Consider the following 15,031-nt stretch of genomic DNA (forward strand, 5'->3'; position numbering starts at 1 on the left):
AGTATAAAACTAGCTTTTCGTTTAAATAAATAAGAAGCATAGACTGATGATAAAACCCGCATATAGTAAGTTCACAACACAAAATCCCATAATGTCACGAGCACCTAAACCAGCTATCGCTAATGCTGGTAATGCCCAGAAAGGTTGAATTAAATTCGTCCAAGCATCGCCCCATGCAATTGCCATTGCTGTTTTTGCAGCAGGTACACCAAGTTCAGCGCCAGCTGGAATCATAATTGGTGCTTGCACAGCCCATTGACCGCCGCCAGATGGAACGAAAATGTTAACAATGCCAGCACTTAAAAATGTAAAGAGCGGAAAAGTCGTTTCATTTGAAATGCTAATAAAGAAATTAGAAATAGCTCCTCCAAGTGAAAGTCCTTCACTATTTGCTCCAATCATCATGCCCATAATTCCTGCGTAAAACGGAAATTGAAGTAAAATGCCAGAAGCACTTTTCGTAGAGTCTGAAAAAGCGCGAATATACTGAATCGGAGTACTGTGGAAAATAAGACCTGCAATTAATAACATAAAAATCACGATATCGAGAGTAAGGTTAAAACCTTTCGTATAAAAGTAATTGAAAATATAAATGAGACCTAACAATCCAACGCAAAGTGTAATAATAATGCTATTTTCCATCTTTTCAGCGAATGTATTTTTTTCTACTTCTTGAGCAGCGGCTTCTTCATGGAACACGCTAGGATCTACAGTGATCGTATGTTTTTCATCTGGATGCATCGCCTTATTAATGAGAGGCATCGTAATGAGAAAAATAATAACTGGAACGAGAGCGTATGGTGAGAATAACGTTTCTGTTATTGGAATCGCCTCTTTAATACTTCCAGCAGTCGTTTTAATTAACGTTTCACCGCCTGTTGCTAACGTAAGAGGGATGGAGGCAGAAAGACCCGCATGCCAAATGAGAAATCCAGAGTAAGAAGAGGCGATTGCTAGTCTATAATCTAATCCGTCCAGCTGCCTTGCCACTTCTTTTGCGTATAAAACAGATACAACAATTCCAAAGCCCCAGTTTATGTATGCACCAAGTAAACTTACAATTGAAATGGCAATAATGCCTTGTCCATTCGTTTTTGGTAGTCTGGCAGCTTTCGTTAATCCTTTTTTTATAAGAGGAGCATTTGCTAAAGCAGATCCAGTCACGAGTACAAGTGCCATTTGCATAGAAAAGGCGAGGAGTCCCCAAATTCCATTACCCCAGTGATTAATCATTTCTACAGGGGTTTGGTGAGTCGCAAACATACCAAAGAAGATAACGAAAACAGTTAGTAAACATGATAAAATAAACGGTTCTGGCAAGAAGCGTTGCACTAAGGCGACGCAACCATTTGTAAAGGAACGAAACAAAATAGATCACCCTCCTTATGTATATGTAGTACAATTATTCGAGGTTGTTTGGGAGATAACCTCTAATATAAAGAAAATTCAGATATTTATAGGGTGATAATTTATTGATAGGTTGATATAGAGCCTTGTATCAGATTCTGCTTTTAATATACTAGAAGAAAACGGTTGGAAATGGGGTAGCACTTATAGGGATAGTATAGAGAAAGGTTACTAGCTGGCTTCAAAGCAACTGTTGCAAAGGGAGAGGAGATTCAATACAATAGTGTTGTATTACATGAGAAATATGTTTTAGCACAAATCTAGCTAAAAATGTTTATACAAATACATTTAAAATTGATGGGGGAATTATGATCAAAAGTTTTTATCTTTTAAAGCCTAAAATGTTTACGGCAGATATGTATTATAAAGTTTTTATTACAGGTGACTGTATATATTTTATAAAGATTGGCGGACAGTTTCATAGTCGACATGCTTATAAAAAACAATTACCTGGTATTTCAGAGCTATTGTTTTTGTTCTGGTTCAAAAAAATTGAGAAAAAACAATTAAACTTAGAAACTGAAATAGATACAAAAATACATACTGGCGATGTACATGAACTCTTGCAATTAAAGAATAACTTTTCAATGGAAATAAATACAATTGAAGAGGTAGTATTAAATAAACGAGGAACGTTTCATACAGGTTTTAATGATAATGGAACAATTTCCTTTATGTTAAAAAATGGTCAAAAAATAAAGTTCATCATCCCGGAAGAAACTTTATTTTCATCTATAGAAGAAATTTTCGACCAATATGAACAGACAATCTTTGTAAGGGAAGTGTTTTAACGAATTCTCCAAAAGGTGTGGATGTATTAGTTAAACACTTAATTAAACATGTAAACTGCTTATATAAATTTTGATAGGCGTATTTTAAGCAGTTATTCTTTCAGTATCTTCTAATATGTAGGAGTATAAATAAAATATCCCAACAAGAAAAAGCTTCCACTACTGTGGAAGCTTTGCTAAATGATGTGCAATATCAACATACATATTTGAGTAAACTGAATGTATTTCATTACTTGGCGTTGCGTTAGAAGAGAAGTGGGCGATTACCATATTTGCTTTCGGATCGATGTAAAGTGTTTGTCCGTAACTACCTAACACTTCGAAAGCACCTTGTTCATTGTGGGGAATCCACCATTGATTATGATAAGAAATAGAAGCGCCACTACTAATTTCAAGTTCACCTTCTTGTACATTTTTTACACTTTCTGTAATAGAAGAAGGGAGAATTTGTTTTCCGTTATATTCCCCGTTGTTTAATAGTAATTGCCCGAATCTCGCCATATCTCTAGCAGTTGCATTTAATCCAGCACTAGCTTGTTCTACTTTTGTTTCATCTGTAACGTAATACGCGTTTTCTTCCATACCAATTTGAGACCAAATTCGTTCGCTTACATTTTCAGCTAGTGATTTACCAGTAATAGTTCTAATAATCCAAGCGAGCGTTTCTGTTGATCCGTTATTGTAAGAAAAGGAAGAACCAGGTGGTGCAGTTTCTTCGGCTTCTCGTAACATATCATAAATTTTCATCGGACCGTCGTAGTTTTTGCCGCGGGGTAAAATATTGCTAGCTAAATATAATTGTGCATCTTGATTTTCTAGCCCAGGCTGCTCATATCCGTGGGTCGGGTATTCTGCTGAAACTTGCATGTCCATTAATTGCTGAAGTGTGGCATTACCGAACGGTGTGTTTTTTAATTCTTTTATGTAAGTGTCAGCTGTTTTTTCTAAGTCAATACGTTTTTCTTCAGCGAGAGATTGTATAATCGCCCCGGTAAAGACTTTTGCTAATGATGCCATACCATGAGGTTCATTCTGTTTATACCCATTGAAATATCGTTCATAAACAAGTTGTCCATTATGTACAACGACAAAAGCATCTGTTTTGTTATCGTCTAAAAGTTTTTTTAGAGGAGTTGTATTTCCGAATCTACGCTCCACAGCAAAATCGTCTAAGTTTTGCAATGCGGAAGGGAAGTGAGCAATTTGGTCAGGATTGTTTTTTACGTTATTAACTAAAGTGAATTCTTTCATATGTGTGTACGACCAACGTAAGTAAGGGTCATTTAACCAGTTTTCTTTTGTCACATTATGTTTTGATGGGGTCGTTTTATTTTGTTTGAAGTAAGTAAACCCAAGCCCTGTAATTACAAATATGAATGTTAGTATAAGTAAGAGTAGGGGAGATTTTTTTAGTTTCATATATGGCCCTCCTTTTTATTTCTACTATAAGTATACGCTCGTCTTGAAAGAAATACAAAATAAGGAAAGTAAACGGGGAAGTTTACTTTCCTTATTAACGTTAAGCGGAAATTTTTCCGTCTGTAGGTTGTTTCTTGAATTTTTGTTTTCGTCCGTGTAATCCATAATATAAAAGTAAAGTGAACGCAACGATAATAGCTGCGATAAAATACATATTATGATAACTGGATTTCGCTGCGACAATACCTAAAATGAAAGAACCAAAGCCAATACCACTATCAAAGAATGAGAAATACGTAGCTGTCGCAGAACCACGTCTATGGTTTGGAGCGGCAGAAATCGCAATCGTTTGGAAACTCGGAATTAATGTTCCGTAACCTAAACCGATTAGCATACCTGCGCCAAGGAACCAAAATGAAGTTTGTGCTTGGCTTAATATGAACATTCCGATTGTGAAAATAATGATAGCAGGGTAAACGAGTACATTTTCACCGAAGCGATCAAAAATCTTTCCTGTAAATGGACGAGAAATGACAACAACAAGTGCGTATAAAATAAAGAAGTAACTTGCAATTTCACTTAAACCGAGTTCTTTCGCATAAATAGGAATAAAGGATAAAATACCACTATAAGAAAAGGCTAAAACAAATCCTGTAAGTGCAATTGGAATAGAAGATGGTTCGATTAAGTCTTTCCATTTCATTTTTTCACGTTTTTGTTTGCTAACAGGTGCTTCGTGTGGAATATCTACAAGTAGTCCTAATAAAAATGCAAGTAATGAAAATACGGAACAAACGATAAATAACACAGTAAACGAAAAATGAGAAATAATTGTTAAACCTAAAAAAGGACCAATTACCATCGGCAGACTCATAAATACGCCGAAATATGCAAGTGCTTCGCCTCGTCGATGAGCTGGCGCAACATCAGTTACGATCGTACCAGTAGCTGTCGTTGCCATCCCGAACCCAATACCGTGTAAGAAGCGAAGGGCAAGTAATAAGAATAAACTTTGCGCACCGAAATACATAACAGTAGCGGCTAAAAATAATGAAAGTGAAATAAATAATATTTTCTTTCTTCCTAAATCATCGAGCCATTTTCCTGTGAATGGTCTACATAAAACAGAAGAAATAAGAAACACAGTTGCAACTAAACCAATTTCCTCAGGTTTTCCTTTTAGGCCGTCTATTACATAGACAGGCAGAGTAGTCATAAGCATGTAAAATGTTAAGAAGAGAAATAGACTACTAAAACAAGTTCCGAGGAAATCCTTCGTCCAAAGTTTCTCACTTTGCATCGTCATCCCTCCAATTTAATCTAAATTTTTAATAATTTGTTGTAACACTTGAAATGCTTGATGTAAATCATCTTCGTTAATACCTTCTAGCGTTTTTTCTTCGAAAGTATCAACTTCTTCTTGCCATATTGGAATCATCTTTATCGCTGTTTCGGATAAAGAAATGAGCTTCTCACGGCGATCTTTACCTTCTGTACGAATAATCCATCCCATCGTTTCCATACGTGTTAACGTACGAGTCATCGTTGGTGATTCAACATTTAAATACTGGCACAATTCTGTTTGCGTACAAGAACCAGTTTGATTAATGCGGAAAATAACAGCCCATTGCGCACTAAATAACCCTGTTGGAGATACACGTTCATTAAATTTCTTCGTAAACTTTCGAGAAGTCTGGCTGACGATGTGAAAAAAATGTTGTTTTTCGTCCATGTATTTTGATCCTTTCAAATTAGTTACCTAGCTAACTATATACTTTTTTATAATAATTGTCTAGTAATAGACATGTTGGTTTATGTAAAAAATTCTTATAGCTTTTATGTTGCGAACGTACATTCTACGTGCTATTCTTTAATTAAGTAAAGAATTTTCTTTCTATTAAATAGAATGGGGGAACTTGTGATGATTAAGCCTGCAACAATGGAGTTTGTTTCACTATCGAACGGAGAAACGATTGCATATCAGGAAGTTGGAAGGCGAAATACAGATATTCTTGTACTCATTCACGGGAACATGACATCGTCACAACATTGGGATTTAGTTATTGAAAAGTTGCAAGATCAATACCATATTTACGCTCTTGATTTAAGAGGGTTTGGACAATCAACGTATAATCAATCGATAGATTCATTACAAGACTTTGCAGACGATGTAAAATTATTTATCGACGAGTTAAAACTAGAGAAATTCTCATTAATGGGCTGGTCAATGGGCGGTGGCGTTGCGATGCAATTTACAGCGAATCACCCAACTTTTGTAGAAAAGTTAATTTTAGTAGAATCAGTAGGAATGAAAGGTTACCCAATCTTTAAAAAAGATACGAATGGGCAGCCGATTGTATCAAGTTTAGTAAAGACGAAAGAAGAAATTGCACAAGATCCAGTACAAATTGCTCCAGTATTAGACGCGATAAAAAATATGAACAAACTATATTACCGTACAGTATGGAATCTATTAATATATACGCATAACCAACCTGAACCGGACCGTTATGAAAAGTATTTAGATGATATGTTAACGCAACGTAATTTCGTAGATGTGAATTATGCGCTCATTACATTTAATATTTCAGATGAACATAATGGGGTTGTAGAGGGAAGTAAACAAATTCATCGTATTAAAGCGCCAACACTCGTCATACAAGGCGATAGAGATTATGTCGTTCCGCAAGTAGTCGGTGAGGAATTAGCGAAACATTTGCAAAATGCAGAGTTGAAGGTATTAGAAGATTGCGGACACTCGCCGTTTATTGATTGTTTAGATGTATTTATAAAACATGTAGAGAATTGGTTAGAACAGAAATAATCCCCGAAATGAACAGTATTGCATATACTATAACATTTGTATGTTAAAGGGGAGATTATCAATGCATCAACCATTTTTCATCGCTTATTCGCCATATAATCATTACGCATATACAAAAATGATGATAAACCCGCTGTATATGCAAGTTTCGCCAGCTGTACTTCCTTTACAAATGCAATATCCGCAGCCACCAATCGCTAACGCACAGCAATACTTATATGAAACTGCTTTTTATAAACATCCATACTTTAAGCAATTTCATAACAATGTGAAAGCACAAGTTTGGGAAGGATAAGGTAACAAGCTAAAAGATTCATTCTTTTAGCTTGTTTTTTATTGCGAATATTCGTACACGCATTTGCAGAAACAGTTTATAATGAAAAGTGGAAGCGTGAGAAGGAGAGGGAAAGGGATGTCAATGCGTTTTACTTTTTGGATTATGGTTGGGATTGTAGCAATCTCGGGTTTATCACAAGGAATGCTCTTACCGGCCATTGCAATGATTTTTGAACAAGAAGGGGTTAGTTCAAGTATTAATGGTATTCATGCGACGGCATTGTACATTGGGATATTAGTCATTTCGCCGTTTCTTGAAAAACCGATGCAAAGGTTTGGAATGAAGCCGATTATTGTTATAGGTGGGTTTCTCGTTATTATTTCATTATTCTTTTTTACACAAACATTTTCGTTTTGGGTATGGTTTATCCTTAGATTTCTAGTTGGAGTCGGAGATCATATGCTTCATGTCGGAACACAAACGTGGATCACGACAACATCAGACCCAAGTAAAATAGGGAGACAAGTATCGATATACGGTGTATTCTTCGGAATTGGTTTTGCCGTTGGCCCGTATTTAGCAAGCACTGTGCAGTACGGTCTTGCAACGCCATTTATTATATCTACTATACTTTGTCTAATAGGTTGGCTTTTACTACTTCCAACAAAAAATGCATTCCCAGCGCAAGATGAAAGAGAAGCGAAGAGTGAATCATCATTTTCTCGTTATAAACAAGTTGTTGGATTAGGATGGATTGCACTGCTAGGTCCACTTGCATATGGCGTACTTGAAGCAATGCTAAACAGTAACTTACCAGTATACGCACTTCGTAAAGGGTGGTCTGTTTCAGATGTATCCTTCTTATTACCAGCATTTGCAGTTGGGGGTATTATTACACAAATTCCGCTCGGTATATTGAGTGATAAATACGGAAGGGACCGTATATTAACGTGGACGTTTAGCATAAGTACGGGCATTTTTCTACTTGCCGCCGTATTTGATCAATATTACTGGATCGTCTTTGCCTGCATGCTTTTAGCGGGTATGGTTATTGGATCGTGCTTCTCTTTAGGGCTTGGATTTATGACTGATTTATTACCGAGACATTTACTACCGGCAGGTAATATATTATCCGGAATCGCTTTTAGTTTAGGAAGTATTATGGGACCTGTATTAGGCGGCGTATTTATAGAAAAAATACAGTATACAAGCTTTTTTATTGCGGTTATGATTATAATGGGAATTCTCGCAATGTTATATATGGTCTACATGAAAAATCAATTTGCATCAAGAAAAATAGAAAGTAGGTTAGGGCATGACAAAACAACCTAATAAAAAGAAATTTGAAGTACTTGAAAATGAAACAATTACAGACTGCTTAGCACGTATGGAACAAGAAGGCTACGCTCCTTCTCGTCGTATGGAAGAGCCAATCTTTCATGAAGTAAAAAAAGACGGCAAAACAGTAGTTGAACCGTGCGGTAGGAAGATTGTTTTTGAAGGGAAATTGAAGTAATCCAATAACAAATTCTCTTTATAGTATAGAGCCATCCAATAGTTGGATGGCTTGTTTTTTTATTAATCAATGCAGGAATTGAATAGAATGAATCTCTCGTTCATTTCTCCTAATGGGCTTCTTTATATGGGACAAAAGATTGCTACTTTTTTCGTATATTGGTAAAATAAGTTCTTGGGTCTTACTTATTGTTATCGGTATAATGTTTGTCGCTTGAATGAAAGAAATTAGTTACAAAAATTTCGCACTATGTAAAGGGGTACAGCAACGATCCCTTTTTTTGGAGGCACCTTAAACATAAAGCGAGAGAAGAAGCTATATGAACGATTCTCCTATCTTGTTTAAATATTAAACGAGTTACTGCAATTGGAACAGGGATATCAAACTAGTCGATATCCTGGTGGATCATCTTTTTCTAGTAATCTATCACTTCTGATGGAATCGATAGATTGCTAGAAAGCGGAAAACAATTATTAGTATATTCCGAAGCAGGTGTAACAGAGTGTCCTTCCATAATTAAGGGTAAAACCAAAATACGTTGTTTTAAAGAATGATTTTTTAGAACTGGTTATAAGGAATAAAACAGAAAAGAGGATCACATGTTAGATACTTTACAGAGAAGTAAAAAGTTTTTTTTAGTATGTCTTATTTTTTTAGTGCTTTTAACCGCTTGTGGTAATACAGATGTTAAGACATCTAAAGCTTCATTACCACCAGCTGAATCCAATATAGATACATCATTAAAAGCACCAAATTGGGTAGAGAAAAGTCCTATCCAACAGTCTCCTAATTTTACGGAAGATAAAAAAGTACAATCGGTTGTGAATTTAATAGCAACGGGTGATAATTTATATCATGACGCAGTAATTAAAGATGGCAAACAAAAAGACGGTTCATATGATTATAATTATATTTATGAAAATATCAAAAAAGCTGTTAAATCAAGTGATCTTGCTATAGTGAACCAGGAGACTCCGATTGCCGGAAATAATTTAAAAGTACAGGGATATCCGACTTTCAATACACCTGAAGAAGTAGGCCAATCTTTAGTGGACACTGGATTCAATATAGTGACGCAAGCGACAAATCACGCTATGGATATGGGTATTAAAGGTGTTGCGAATACAAGAGAATACTGGAAGAAATATCCGGATGTTATCCCGGTAGGTATTAATGAGAGTAAAAACGAGCGTAATGAAATAAAAACGATTACAAAAAATGGTATTCGTTTTGCGTTACTAAATTATACATATGGTACGAATGGAATTAAAATTCCAGCTGATAAGTCTTGGGCTTTAAATTTAATTGATAAAAAAGCGATACAAAATGATGTGGAAAAGGCAAAGAGTAGCTCTGATATGGTGATTGTTATGGTGCATTGGGGAGTAGAATATACCTCAACACCTTCAAAGCAACAAAAAGAAGTTGCTCAATATTTAACAGATTTAGGTGTAGATGTAGTAATTGGAAATCATCCACATGTAATTCAACCAATTGAGTGGAAACAAAATAAAGATGGACATGAAACGCTAATCTATTATTCTCTTGGAAATCTTATTTCTGCGCAAGAAAAATTAGAAACATTAGTTGGAGGATTATCTTATGTACAATTTGTTAAGTATGAAGATAAAACTTTTGGTATACGACAAGCGGCAATCGTACCGACAGTAACCGACTATGCCGATGGTAAGAAACAATTTAAAATTCAATTTTTAAAAGATTATTCGGATGAAAATTCTAAAAAACATGGAATTAAAAAATTTGTCGGTCCTGTTTCTTTGAAGGATTTCAAGGAGATTCCTAGAGACGTGTTGGGAAATTGGTATAAAGACTAATAAACAAAAAGGGAATGAGATACAATTAAAAAATTTATAATTTTAGCATTGGTATTAGCAATGGGATGGAGTCTTGCTGCTTGTAGTGGAAAGCAAACATCTCAGGCAACTACTAATAATAACGATAAAAATAAAAATGAAATACATGCGAAGAGAAAAGATGTTTTACCTATCTCTGATGTTAATGATTGGAGAATTATCCTTGTAAATAGAGAGCATATGTTATCAAAGGAACTAGGAATTGAATTAACAAGTATCACCCAAAATGCGAAGCCAAATATGAAAATAGATAGTAGAATTGCAACTTCCTATCAGGATATGGTAGCAGCTGCAAAAAAAGAGGGAATCAATCTTTATTTAAGATCAGGTTATCGAGCTATAAAATTACAACAAACTTATTATGATGCTTCAGTTAAAAGCTATAAATCTCAAGGCTTGTCGGATAAAGAGGCTAGTGCTAAGGCATTGGAATATCTTCAGTATCCTGGTGCAAGTGAACATCATACTGGATTAGCGTTAGACATTATTTCAGTTGAATGGCAAAATACTGTAGAAGATTTAAATGCAAAATTTGAAACTACCGATGCATTCAAATGGTTAGATAAGAATGCTGCAGAATATGGGTTTACTCTCCGCTATCCAAAAGATAAAGAGAATATTACTGGCATTAAGTATGAGCCATGGCACTATCGTTATGTAGGAAAAGAAGTTGCCGTTTATCTAAAAGAAAAAGGGTTAACTTTAGAAGAATATAACGAAAAAATTAAGTCTGGTAAGTAAAAATATGCTTTAATTTTATTAAACATTATGCACTGCTACAAGAAAAGGTGAATCTGAGGATGTGTTAACCTTCCGCCTAGTATTGTAAAAACTGAGTATGATAATTTGAGCACGTATGAACCAGTTATCGTGTAAAAAGATGTATGTATTAAGAAATTAAAGTTAAGGATCTGATATTCATATCAGATCCTTTTTCTATTGTTCTTTTAAGAGCGACTGAGCCAAAATATTGGAATGAATATAGAAATAAAACAGCCTAAGGAATAGTAAAACGAGTCCGGGAGCCTACTCGTACGCTTCATTGGGATTATCCAGAAATAGTTGTTGATGAAATAAGAAAGAACTGGTCTTACTCTCAAGCAAGGATTTAATACGAATGAATTGGATAAAAGGTAGTAATAAAAAACACTGCGCCTGGCAGTGTTTTTTATTATTTCTGCACATAAATACATAGTCATATTGATTAAAGTTTCACTTTATTGAAGAAAAATGCGAAAGCCATTCATAAAATATGGAAATGTTAAAATCCCTTTGATAAAATAGCAATATGTAAAAATAATTATTTGTTAATTCTTAATGTAATGAATATTCATGTTTAAATATACGAATTTAACTACATAGTTATTGTGCTAAAGGGGGAGAAAGATGTTAGATGAATTGTACAATGCTTTTTTAAATGCGTCTGGTTTTACAGAAAGTGCGAGGAAACGAGATCGGTATGATGATTTACATGATTATTTAAAAGATAAAGAAAGAGAGTTAAAGCAATTCATTCAAGAGGCTGAATCAGCGAAGAGAGAGTATGAGAGTAAAAGTAATGGCTTAGAAGCTAATAAAATTCCGGCAGTTGAATTTGAACAAAAACGTCATGAAAAGGATGAAGAATTACATACATTAGTATCCTATTTTAAAAGTGCATTAAGCGATGTTGGATCTGCAAAAAGTACAGCTTATGCAAAGTATTTGGAATATAAAGCGAAAGCAGAATCGGAGAAAGCGTCAGCATACGCTGCAGCGACCAAGGCTTTTGAAGAAAAGAAAAAGGAATTTGAAAAACTTATCCATTAAGCATACAAAGAATGGAGGGAACCAACATGAGTGGTAAAGAGGTTGAAATTATAGGAAGTAACACTGCAAGTGCCATTTCTTACGCACAAAACATTGAAAATGGTATGAAGGATTCTTTAAACCAAGCGAAAGACTTAAAAGCATATGTCACAGGTGCGAAATGGAATGGAAAAACGAGAGATGCATTTTTAAGTTATCTTGATTTGATTATTCAATATAATTCAGAAATGGTAGAGGCATTTGAAGGACATACGAAAGCTTTGAAAGAGTTAGATAAAAGCATTCAAACGTACGGAGATAAATCGGAAGTAAGGGCGATAAAACAACTGTGATGGAGAAACGAGGGATAAAAGAATGGGGAAAGAAATGAGTTTTGCACCTGCTGAATTATATGTTCTCGCAGGTGCAGCTGGGGTTACCGATATATTTGGATTGCCAAACCGTGACGCAATTATTTTACTTGATGCAGAATGTGTCACGAAAGCAACTACGAGTTTAAAAGAAAAAGGCCTACTTACAAGTGAAAATGGAATTACCCCTGCAGCTTTTCAAATAATTGAACTATTAAAGGAATATGAAAATTGTCATGAATACACGAGAATGAATAATGTATTAATTGGCTTTTTAAAAGAGGATAAAGACCGAGTGGCTGTATTAACAGAAATAGAACCAAATAAAAAATACGAGATCGACTACATACCAAAACCGGACGTATATTTTTCATTATTAACACGCATTCCTTTCTTATTGAGAGAACCGAGGGAAATAGAAGATACATTTTTCTCAAAGAGAATGACAGAGGCAGAACAACAAACATTTGAGGAAAAAGATTTATCAAATAAAGACGTTATAGCGATAGAAACGTATACGAGGCCTCGAAGTAATAGAGGAGGAAAATGGGAATGTTTCTTATATTTTACTGAAGGAGAAGATTTCGTTCAAATAGATGTAGATCGTAATCGATATGACTGGGTGAGCCTCTATGCGGTTAATAAGAAATTGTATGACGTGTTAAAAATGCCATATAAAAAGTTAATTGACCCGAGACAATTCTCGTTAGGAGGTATTCAATAATGCAAGTATCAATGGGAGATAGTGGTTCTGGTGGTGGAGAAGAAGTATTAGTTAATTTTCAAGAACTACTTGATATAGTAATGAAGTTAGAAAATATATATAAAATCCATGTAGACGTCATTGGAACGAATATTGAGAGTTTATTAAGCTGTGATTTTTATCAAAAAGGTGAAGCGATGAGAGTAATTGAAAAATATCCTGATATATTACACAAAACACTAGAATTGGCTGAACACTATTCTAGGTCAGCGACAGTTGTAGGAAATGTATGTGTAGAAATGCTTGAAAAGGACGAACAATTACGTGAAATATTAAGTAAGTTGTAGAAATCACCATACGGCTGGGGGGATGAAAACGAGATGGATGTGAAATATAGACCTGAACCATGGCAAAACATGGGGGATGGTATGAATCGAATTACAAAAGATGCACTCATAAAATTACGGGAAGCAAATGAATCATTAAAAAGAATTGATGGAAGAATACGAGATTTAGACTCGGATGGTAGTATACATTTTAATCCTAAAGATCAATCGCAAAAAATCGGGGAATTACTTGATAGCTATTCAACATTACAAAAATATTGCGGAGAAGCAGGGCGATTAGTCTCTGAACATATAGATAAACCTTTTTTAGTAGAAATGGATAAATTCGCTCAAAAAATGAGAGATACATCTATTCTCAGTTTTGAAACAAATAACCGAATTGGCTCTACAACAACGACAGTATTACCAGGTGCGCATGCAGGCTACGGAAGTGTACCACAAACAATACAGAAGAAGAAAGATAAAATAACAGTAGAAGATATTTTTAAAGATTCACCTGCATTTGATAACGTACTTAGGGCGGAATACAAAGAACTAAAAAAACAAAATCCAGATGCAAAACTAAATTATGAAGAATACAAGAAAGTAGTCCCATCCACACGAGGATTTGAATACAAATCGATAGAAGATGAACAGAAAAAACTAGAAATGGTGCGAGACATAGGAATAGGCGTAGGAATCATCATCACAACAATCCTTTGTCCACCACTCGGGGCCGCTGCCGCAGTAGTATACGGAGGTGTACAAATAAAAAGCGGTATCGACGGAGAAGACTGGGGAACACATAGGAAATTGAGCCAAGAAGAGCGGGTAGGAAACATCATTTTTGGCGGATTAGATGCAATCCCAGTTGTTGGAGCAGTAGGAAAAGGAGTAAAAGCATTCAAAGGCACGAGTGAATTAGCTGATTTAGCGAAATTATTAAAATTCAAAGAAGGAATGCCTGGTTTTAATCCAAATTTGGGTGGAAATGTGGTACAATCGCTTAAGGAAAATAAGACTTTAAAGAATGCACTAGATGCTATGAAAAATACTCCTATTCCAGTAGCAGTTAGGACGGTGGATACTGGAATAGGAATGAAGCTTCCTTATATAGAATCTTCAACTGTTGGAGAAGTAGCTGGAAAGTTTTCAAAGGCAAGTACGGCAGCTAAGGATGACGCTTATCAACTTGCTAAGGGTACGGGTGAAGTAAAGAACCTAGATAACGTTCCGCGAATTGATGAAATTGAAGTAAACTTTAATTATAAAACTAAATTCGATTCAGAAGAATTTGCAAGACAGTTAAAGGATCAAGAAAAAGGTATGAATGAATTAACCGTATATGAGTATCAGCAAAATCGGAAGCGATTTATTGATGAAGGTAGAGCAATAGAAGGAAATGCAGCACAACAAGCAGCTCGTGAAAAAGCCTTAAGTAAAAAAATAGAAGAATTATTTGAAAGTGGAATGTCTTGGGAAGAAGCTGAGGGAAAAGCAGCTAGTTGGTTGAAAACACAGGCAGCACTTCATAATCCTGATCAAATAGCAGGGGGAAATCCGTTGCATATTGGTGGTCTGGGGGATAAAAGGATAAATTCTTCACTAGGTAGTCAATGGCGGTATAGAATTGATATTGTTGATGAACAAATCAAGGAATTAGAAAAGAGTTTAACCCTAGAACAACGGAAAAATACGTATTTAAATGTTAAACTTACATATTAAAGGAGGATTG

The 15,031-nt window shown here is 35.2% G+C and carries 16 protein-coding genes; 12 read left to right on the plus strand and 4 right to left on the minus strand.

Going from position 1 to position 15,031, the window contains the following annotated elements; genetic code table 11:
• Nucleotides 1–21 precede the first annotated feature (21 nt).
• Nucleotides 22–1,368: a short-chain fatty acid transporter gene (locus B9A45_RS13010; protein ID WP_000490012.1), complete on the minus strand. Its 1,347-nt coding sequence runs from the start codon at nucleotides 1,366–1,368 to the stop codon at nucleotides 22–24.
• A gap of 347 nt (nucleotides 1,369–1,715) precedes the next feature.
• Here B9A45_RS13010 and B9A45_RS13015 point away from each other — a divergent pair, with 347 nt between their 5' ends.
• Nucleotides 1,716–2,198 carry a hypothetical protein gene (locus B9A45_RS13015; protein WP_084064106.1) on the plus strand — a complete coding sequence of 161 codons (483 nt, stop codon included), beginning with the start codon at nucleotides 1,716–1,718 and terminating at the stop codon, nucleotides 2,196–2,198.
• A 159-nt stretch (nucleotides 2,199–2,357) separates the two neighbouring features.
• On the opposite strand, the gene B9A45_RS13020 is transcribed toward B9A45_RS13015, so the two are convergent.
• The 3 genes from B9A45_RS13020 to B9A45_RS13030 form a co-directional block, all read right to left on the minus strand.
• On the minus strand, nucleotides 2,358–3,617 hold the full coding sequence (locus B9A45_RS13020; RefSeq protein ID WP_058839533.1) for a serine hydrolase domain-containing protein: 1,260 nt from the start codon (nucleotides 3,615–3,617) through the stop codon (nucleotides 2,358–2,360).
• A gap of 100 nt (nucleotides 3,618–3,717) precedes the next feature.
• A complete protein-coding gene (locus B9A45_RS13025; RefSeq protein ID WP_001190318.1) occupies nucleotides 3,718–4,917 on the minus strand; it encodes an MFS transporter in 1,200 nt (399 codons plus the stop codon).
• Between the two features lie 15 nt (nucleotides 4,918–4,932).
• Complete coding sequence (locus B9A45_RS13030; RefSeq protein WP_000343675.1) at nucleotides 4,933–5,349, minus strand: MarR family winged helix-turn-helix transcriptional regulator; 417 nt, start codon at nucleotides 5,347–5,349, stop codon at nucleotides 4,933–4,935.
• Nucleotides 5,350–5,538: 189 nt separating this feature from the next.
• On the opposite strand from B9A45_RS13030, the gene B9A45_RS13035 reads away from it, so the two are divergent.
• The 11 genes from B9A45_RS13035 to B9A45_RS13085 all read left to right on the plus strand — a co-directional run bounded on the left by B9A45_RS13035 (nucleotide 5,539) and on the right by B9A45_RS13085 (nucleotide 15,021).
• The gene (locus tag B9A45_RS13035) at nucleotides 5,539–6,441 is read left to right on the plus strand and encodes an intracellular short-chain-length polyhydroxyalkanoate depolymerase (protein ID WP_053512603.1); all 903 of its coding nucleotides are present in this window, start codon (nucleotides 5,539–5,541) and stop codon (nucleotides 6,439–6,441) included.
• Nucleotides 6,442–6,502: 61 nt separating this feature from the next.
• Nucleotides 6,503–6,736: a hypothetical protein gene (locus B9A45_RS13040; RefSeq protein ID WP_000554160.1), complete on the plus strand. Its 234-nt coding sequence runs from the start codon at nucleotides 6,503–6,505 to the stop codon at nucleotides 6,734–6,736.
• A 117-nt stretch (nucleotides 6,737–6,853) separates the two neighbouring features.
• Nucleotides 6,854–8,050, plus strand: a complete 1,197-nt coding sequence (locus B9A45_RS13045; protein ID WP_000062796.1) for an MFS transporter — start codon at nucleotides 6,854–6,856, stop codon at nucleotides 8,048–8,050.
• On the plus strand, nucleotides 8,034–8,234 hold the full coding sequence (locus B9A45_RS13050) for an NETI motif-containing protein (protein WP_000166303.1): 201 nt from the start codon (nucleotides 8,034–8,036) through the stop codon (nucleotides 8,232–8,234). The genes B9A45_RS13045 and B9A45_RS13050 overlap by 17 nt, the downstream gene beginning before the upstream one ends.
• 599 nt (nucleotides 8,235–8,833) lie before the next feature.
• On the plus strand, nucleotides 8,834–10,069 hold the full coding sequence (locus tag B9A45_RS13055) for a CapA family protein (RefSeq protein WP_000887606.1): 1,236 nt from the start codon (nucleotides 8,834–8,836) through the stop codon (nucleotides 10,067–10,069).
• A gap of 48 nt (nucleotides 10,070–10,117) precedes the next feature.
• Complete coding sequence (locus B9A45_RS13060) at nucleotides 10,118–10,849, plus strand: M15 family metallopeptidase (protein ID WP_084064107.1); 732 nt, start codon at nucleotides 10,118–10,120, stop codon at nucleotides 10,847–10,849.
• 645 nt (nucleotides 10,850–11,494) lie between these two features.
• Nucleotides 11,495–11,917 (plus strand): hypothetical protein, encoded by a 423-nt coding sequence (locus tag B9A45_RS13065; RefSeq protein ID WP_000883470.1) that lies wholly within the window; start codon nucleotides 11,495–11,497, stop codon nucleotides 11,915–11,917.
• Between the two features lie 26 nt (nucleotides 11,918–11,943).
• A complete protein-coding gene (locus tag B9A45_RS13070) occupies nucleotides 11,944–12,249 on the plus strand; it encodes a WXG100 family type VII secretion target (protein ID WP_000014535.1) in 306 nt (101 codons plus the stop codon).
• A 22-nt stretch (nucleotides 12,250–12,271) separates the two neighbouring features.
• Complete coding sequence (locus B9A45_RS13075) at nucleotides 12,272–12,991, plus strand: DUF5081 family protein (protein ID WP_000514121.1); 720 nt, start codon at nucleotides 12,272–12,274, stop codon at nucleotides 12,989–12,991.
• Nucleotides 12,991–13,317 carry a hypothetical protein gene (locus B9A45_RS13080; protein ID WP_001198201.1) on the plus strand — a complete coding sequence of 109 codons (327 nt, stop codon included), beginning with the start codon at nucleotides 12,991–12,993 and terminating at the stop codon, nucleotides 13,315–13,317. Before B9A45_RS13075 ends, B9A45_RS13080 begins: the two co-directional genes overlap by 1 nt.
• Before the next feature lie 33 nt (nucleotides 13,318–13,350).
• Nucleotides 13,351–15,021 carry a polymorphic toxin type 15 domain-containing protein gene (locus B9A45_RS13085; RefSeq protein WP_084064108.1) on the plus strand — a complete coding sequence of 557 codons (1,671 nt, stop codon included), beginning with the start codon at nucleotides 13,351–13,353 and terminating at the stop codon, nucleotides 15,019–15,021.
• Nucleotides 15,022–15,031: the final 10 nt, after the last annotated feature.

This window comes from Bacillus sp. JKS001846 (assembly GCF_900176455.1).
GTDB lineage: Bacteria > Bacillota > Bacilli > Bacillales > Bacillaceae_G > Bacillus_A > Bacillus_A cereus.

Coding starts and splice junctions, on each gene's coding strand:
- B9A45_RS13015 (WP_084064106.1), top strand. CDS start 1,716: ATGATCAAAAGTTTTTATCTTTTAAAGCCTAAAATGTTTACGGCAGAT.
- B9A45_RS13020 (WP_058839533.1), bottom strand. CDS start 3,617: ATGAAACTAAAAAAATCTCCCCTACTCTTACTTATACTAACATTCATA.
- B9A45_RS13025 (WP_001190318.1), bottom strand. CDS start 4,917: ATGCAAAGTGAGAAACTTTGGACGAAGGATTTCCTCGGAACTTGTTTT.
- B9A45_RS13030 (WP_000343675.1), bottom strand. CDS start 5,349: ATGGACGAAAAACAACATTTTTTTCACATCGTCAGCCAGACTTCTCGA.
- B9A45_RS13035 (WP_053512603.1), top strand. CDS start 5,539: ATGATTAAGCCTGCAACAATGGAGTTTGTTTCACTATCGAACGGAGAA.
- B9A45_RS13040 (WP_000554160.1), top strand. CDS start 6,503: ATGCATCAACCATTTTTCATCGCTTATTCGCCATATAATCATTACGCA.
- B9A45_RS13045 (WP_000062796.1), top strand. CDS start 6,854: ATGTCAATGCGTTTTACTTTTTGGATTATGGTTGGGATTGTAGCAATC.
- B9A45_RS13050 (WP_000166303.1), top strand. CDS start 8,034: ATGACAAAACAACCTAATAAAAAGAAATTTGAAGTACTTGAAAATGAA.
- B9A45_RS13055 (WP_000887606.1), top strand. CDS start 8,834: ATGTTAGATACTTTACAGAGAAGTAAAAAGTTTTTTTTAGTATGTCTT.
- B9A45_RS13065 (WP_000883470.1), top strand. CDS start 11,495: ATGTTAGATGAATTGTACAATGCTTTTTTAAATGCGTCTGGTTTTACA.
- B9A45_RS13070 (WP_000014535.1), top strand. CDS start 11,944: ATGAGTGGTAAAGAGGTTGAAATTATAGGAAGTAACACTGCAAGTGCC.
- B9A45_RS13075 (WP_000514121.1), top strand. CDS start 12,272: ATGGGGAAAGAAATGAGTTTTGCACCTGCTGAATTATATGTTCTCGCA.
- B9A45_RS13080 (WP_001198201.1), top strand. CDS start 12,991: ATGCAAGTATCAATGGGAGATAGTGGTTCTGGTGGTGGAGAAGAAGTA.
- B9A45_RS13085 (WP_084064108.1), top strand. CDS start 13,351: ATGGATGTGAAATATAGACCTGAACCATGGCAAAACATGGGGGATGGT.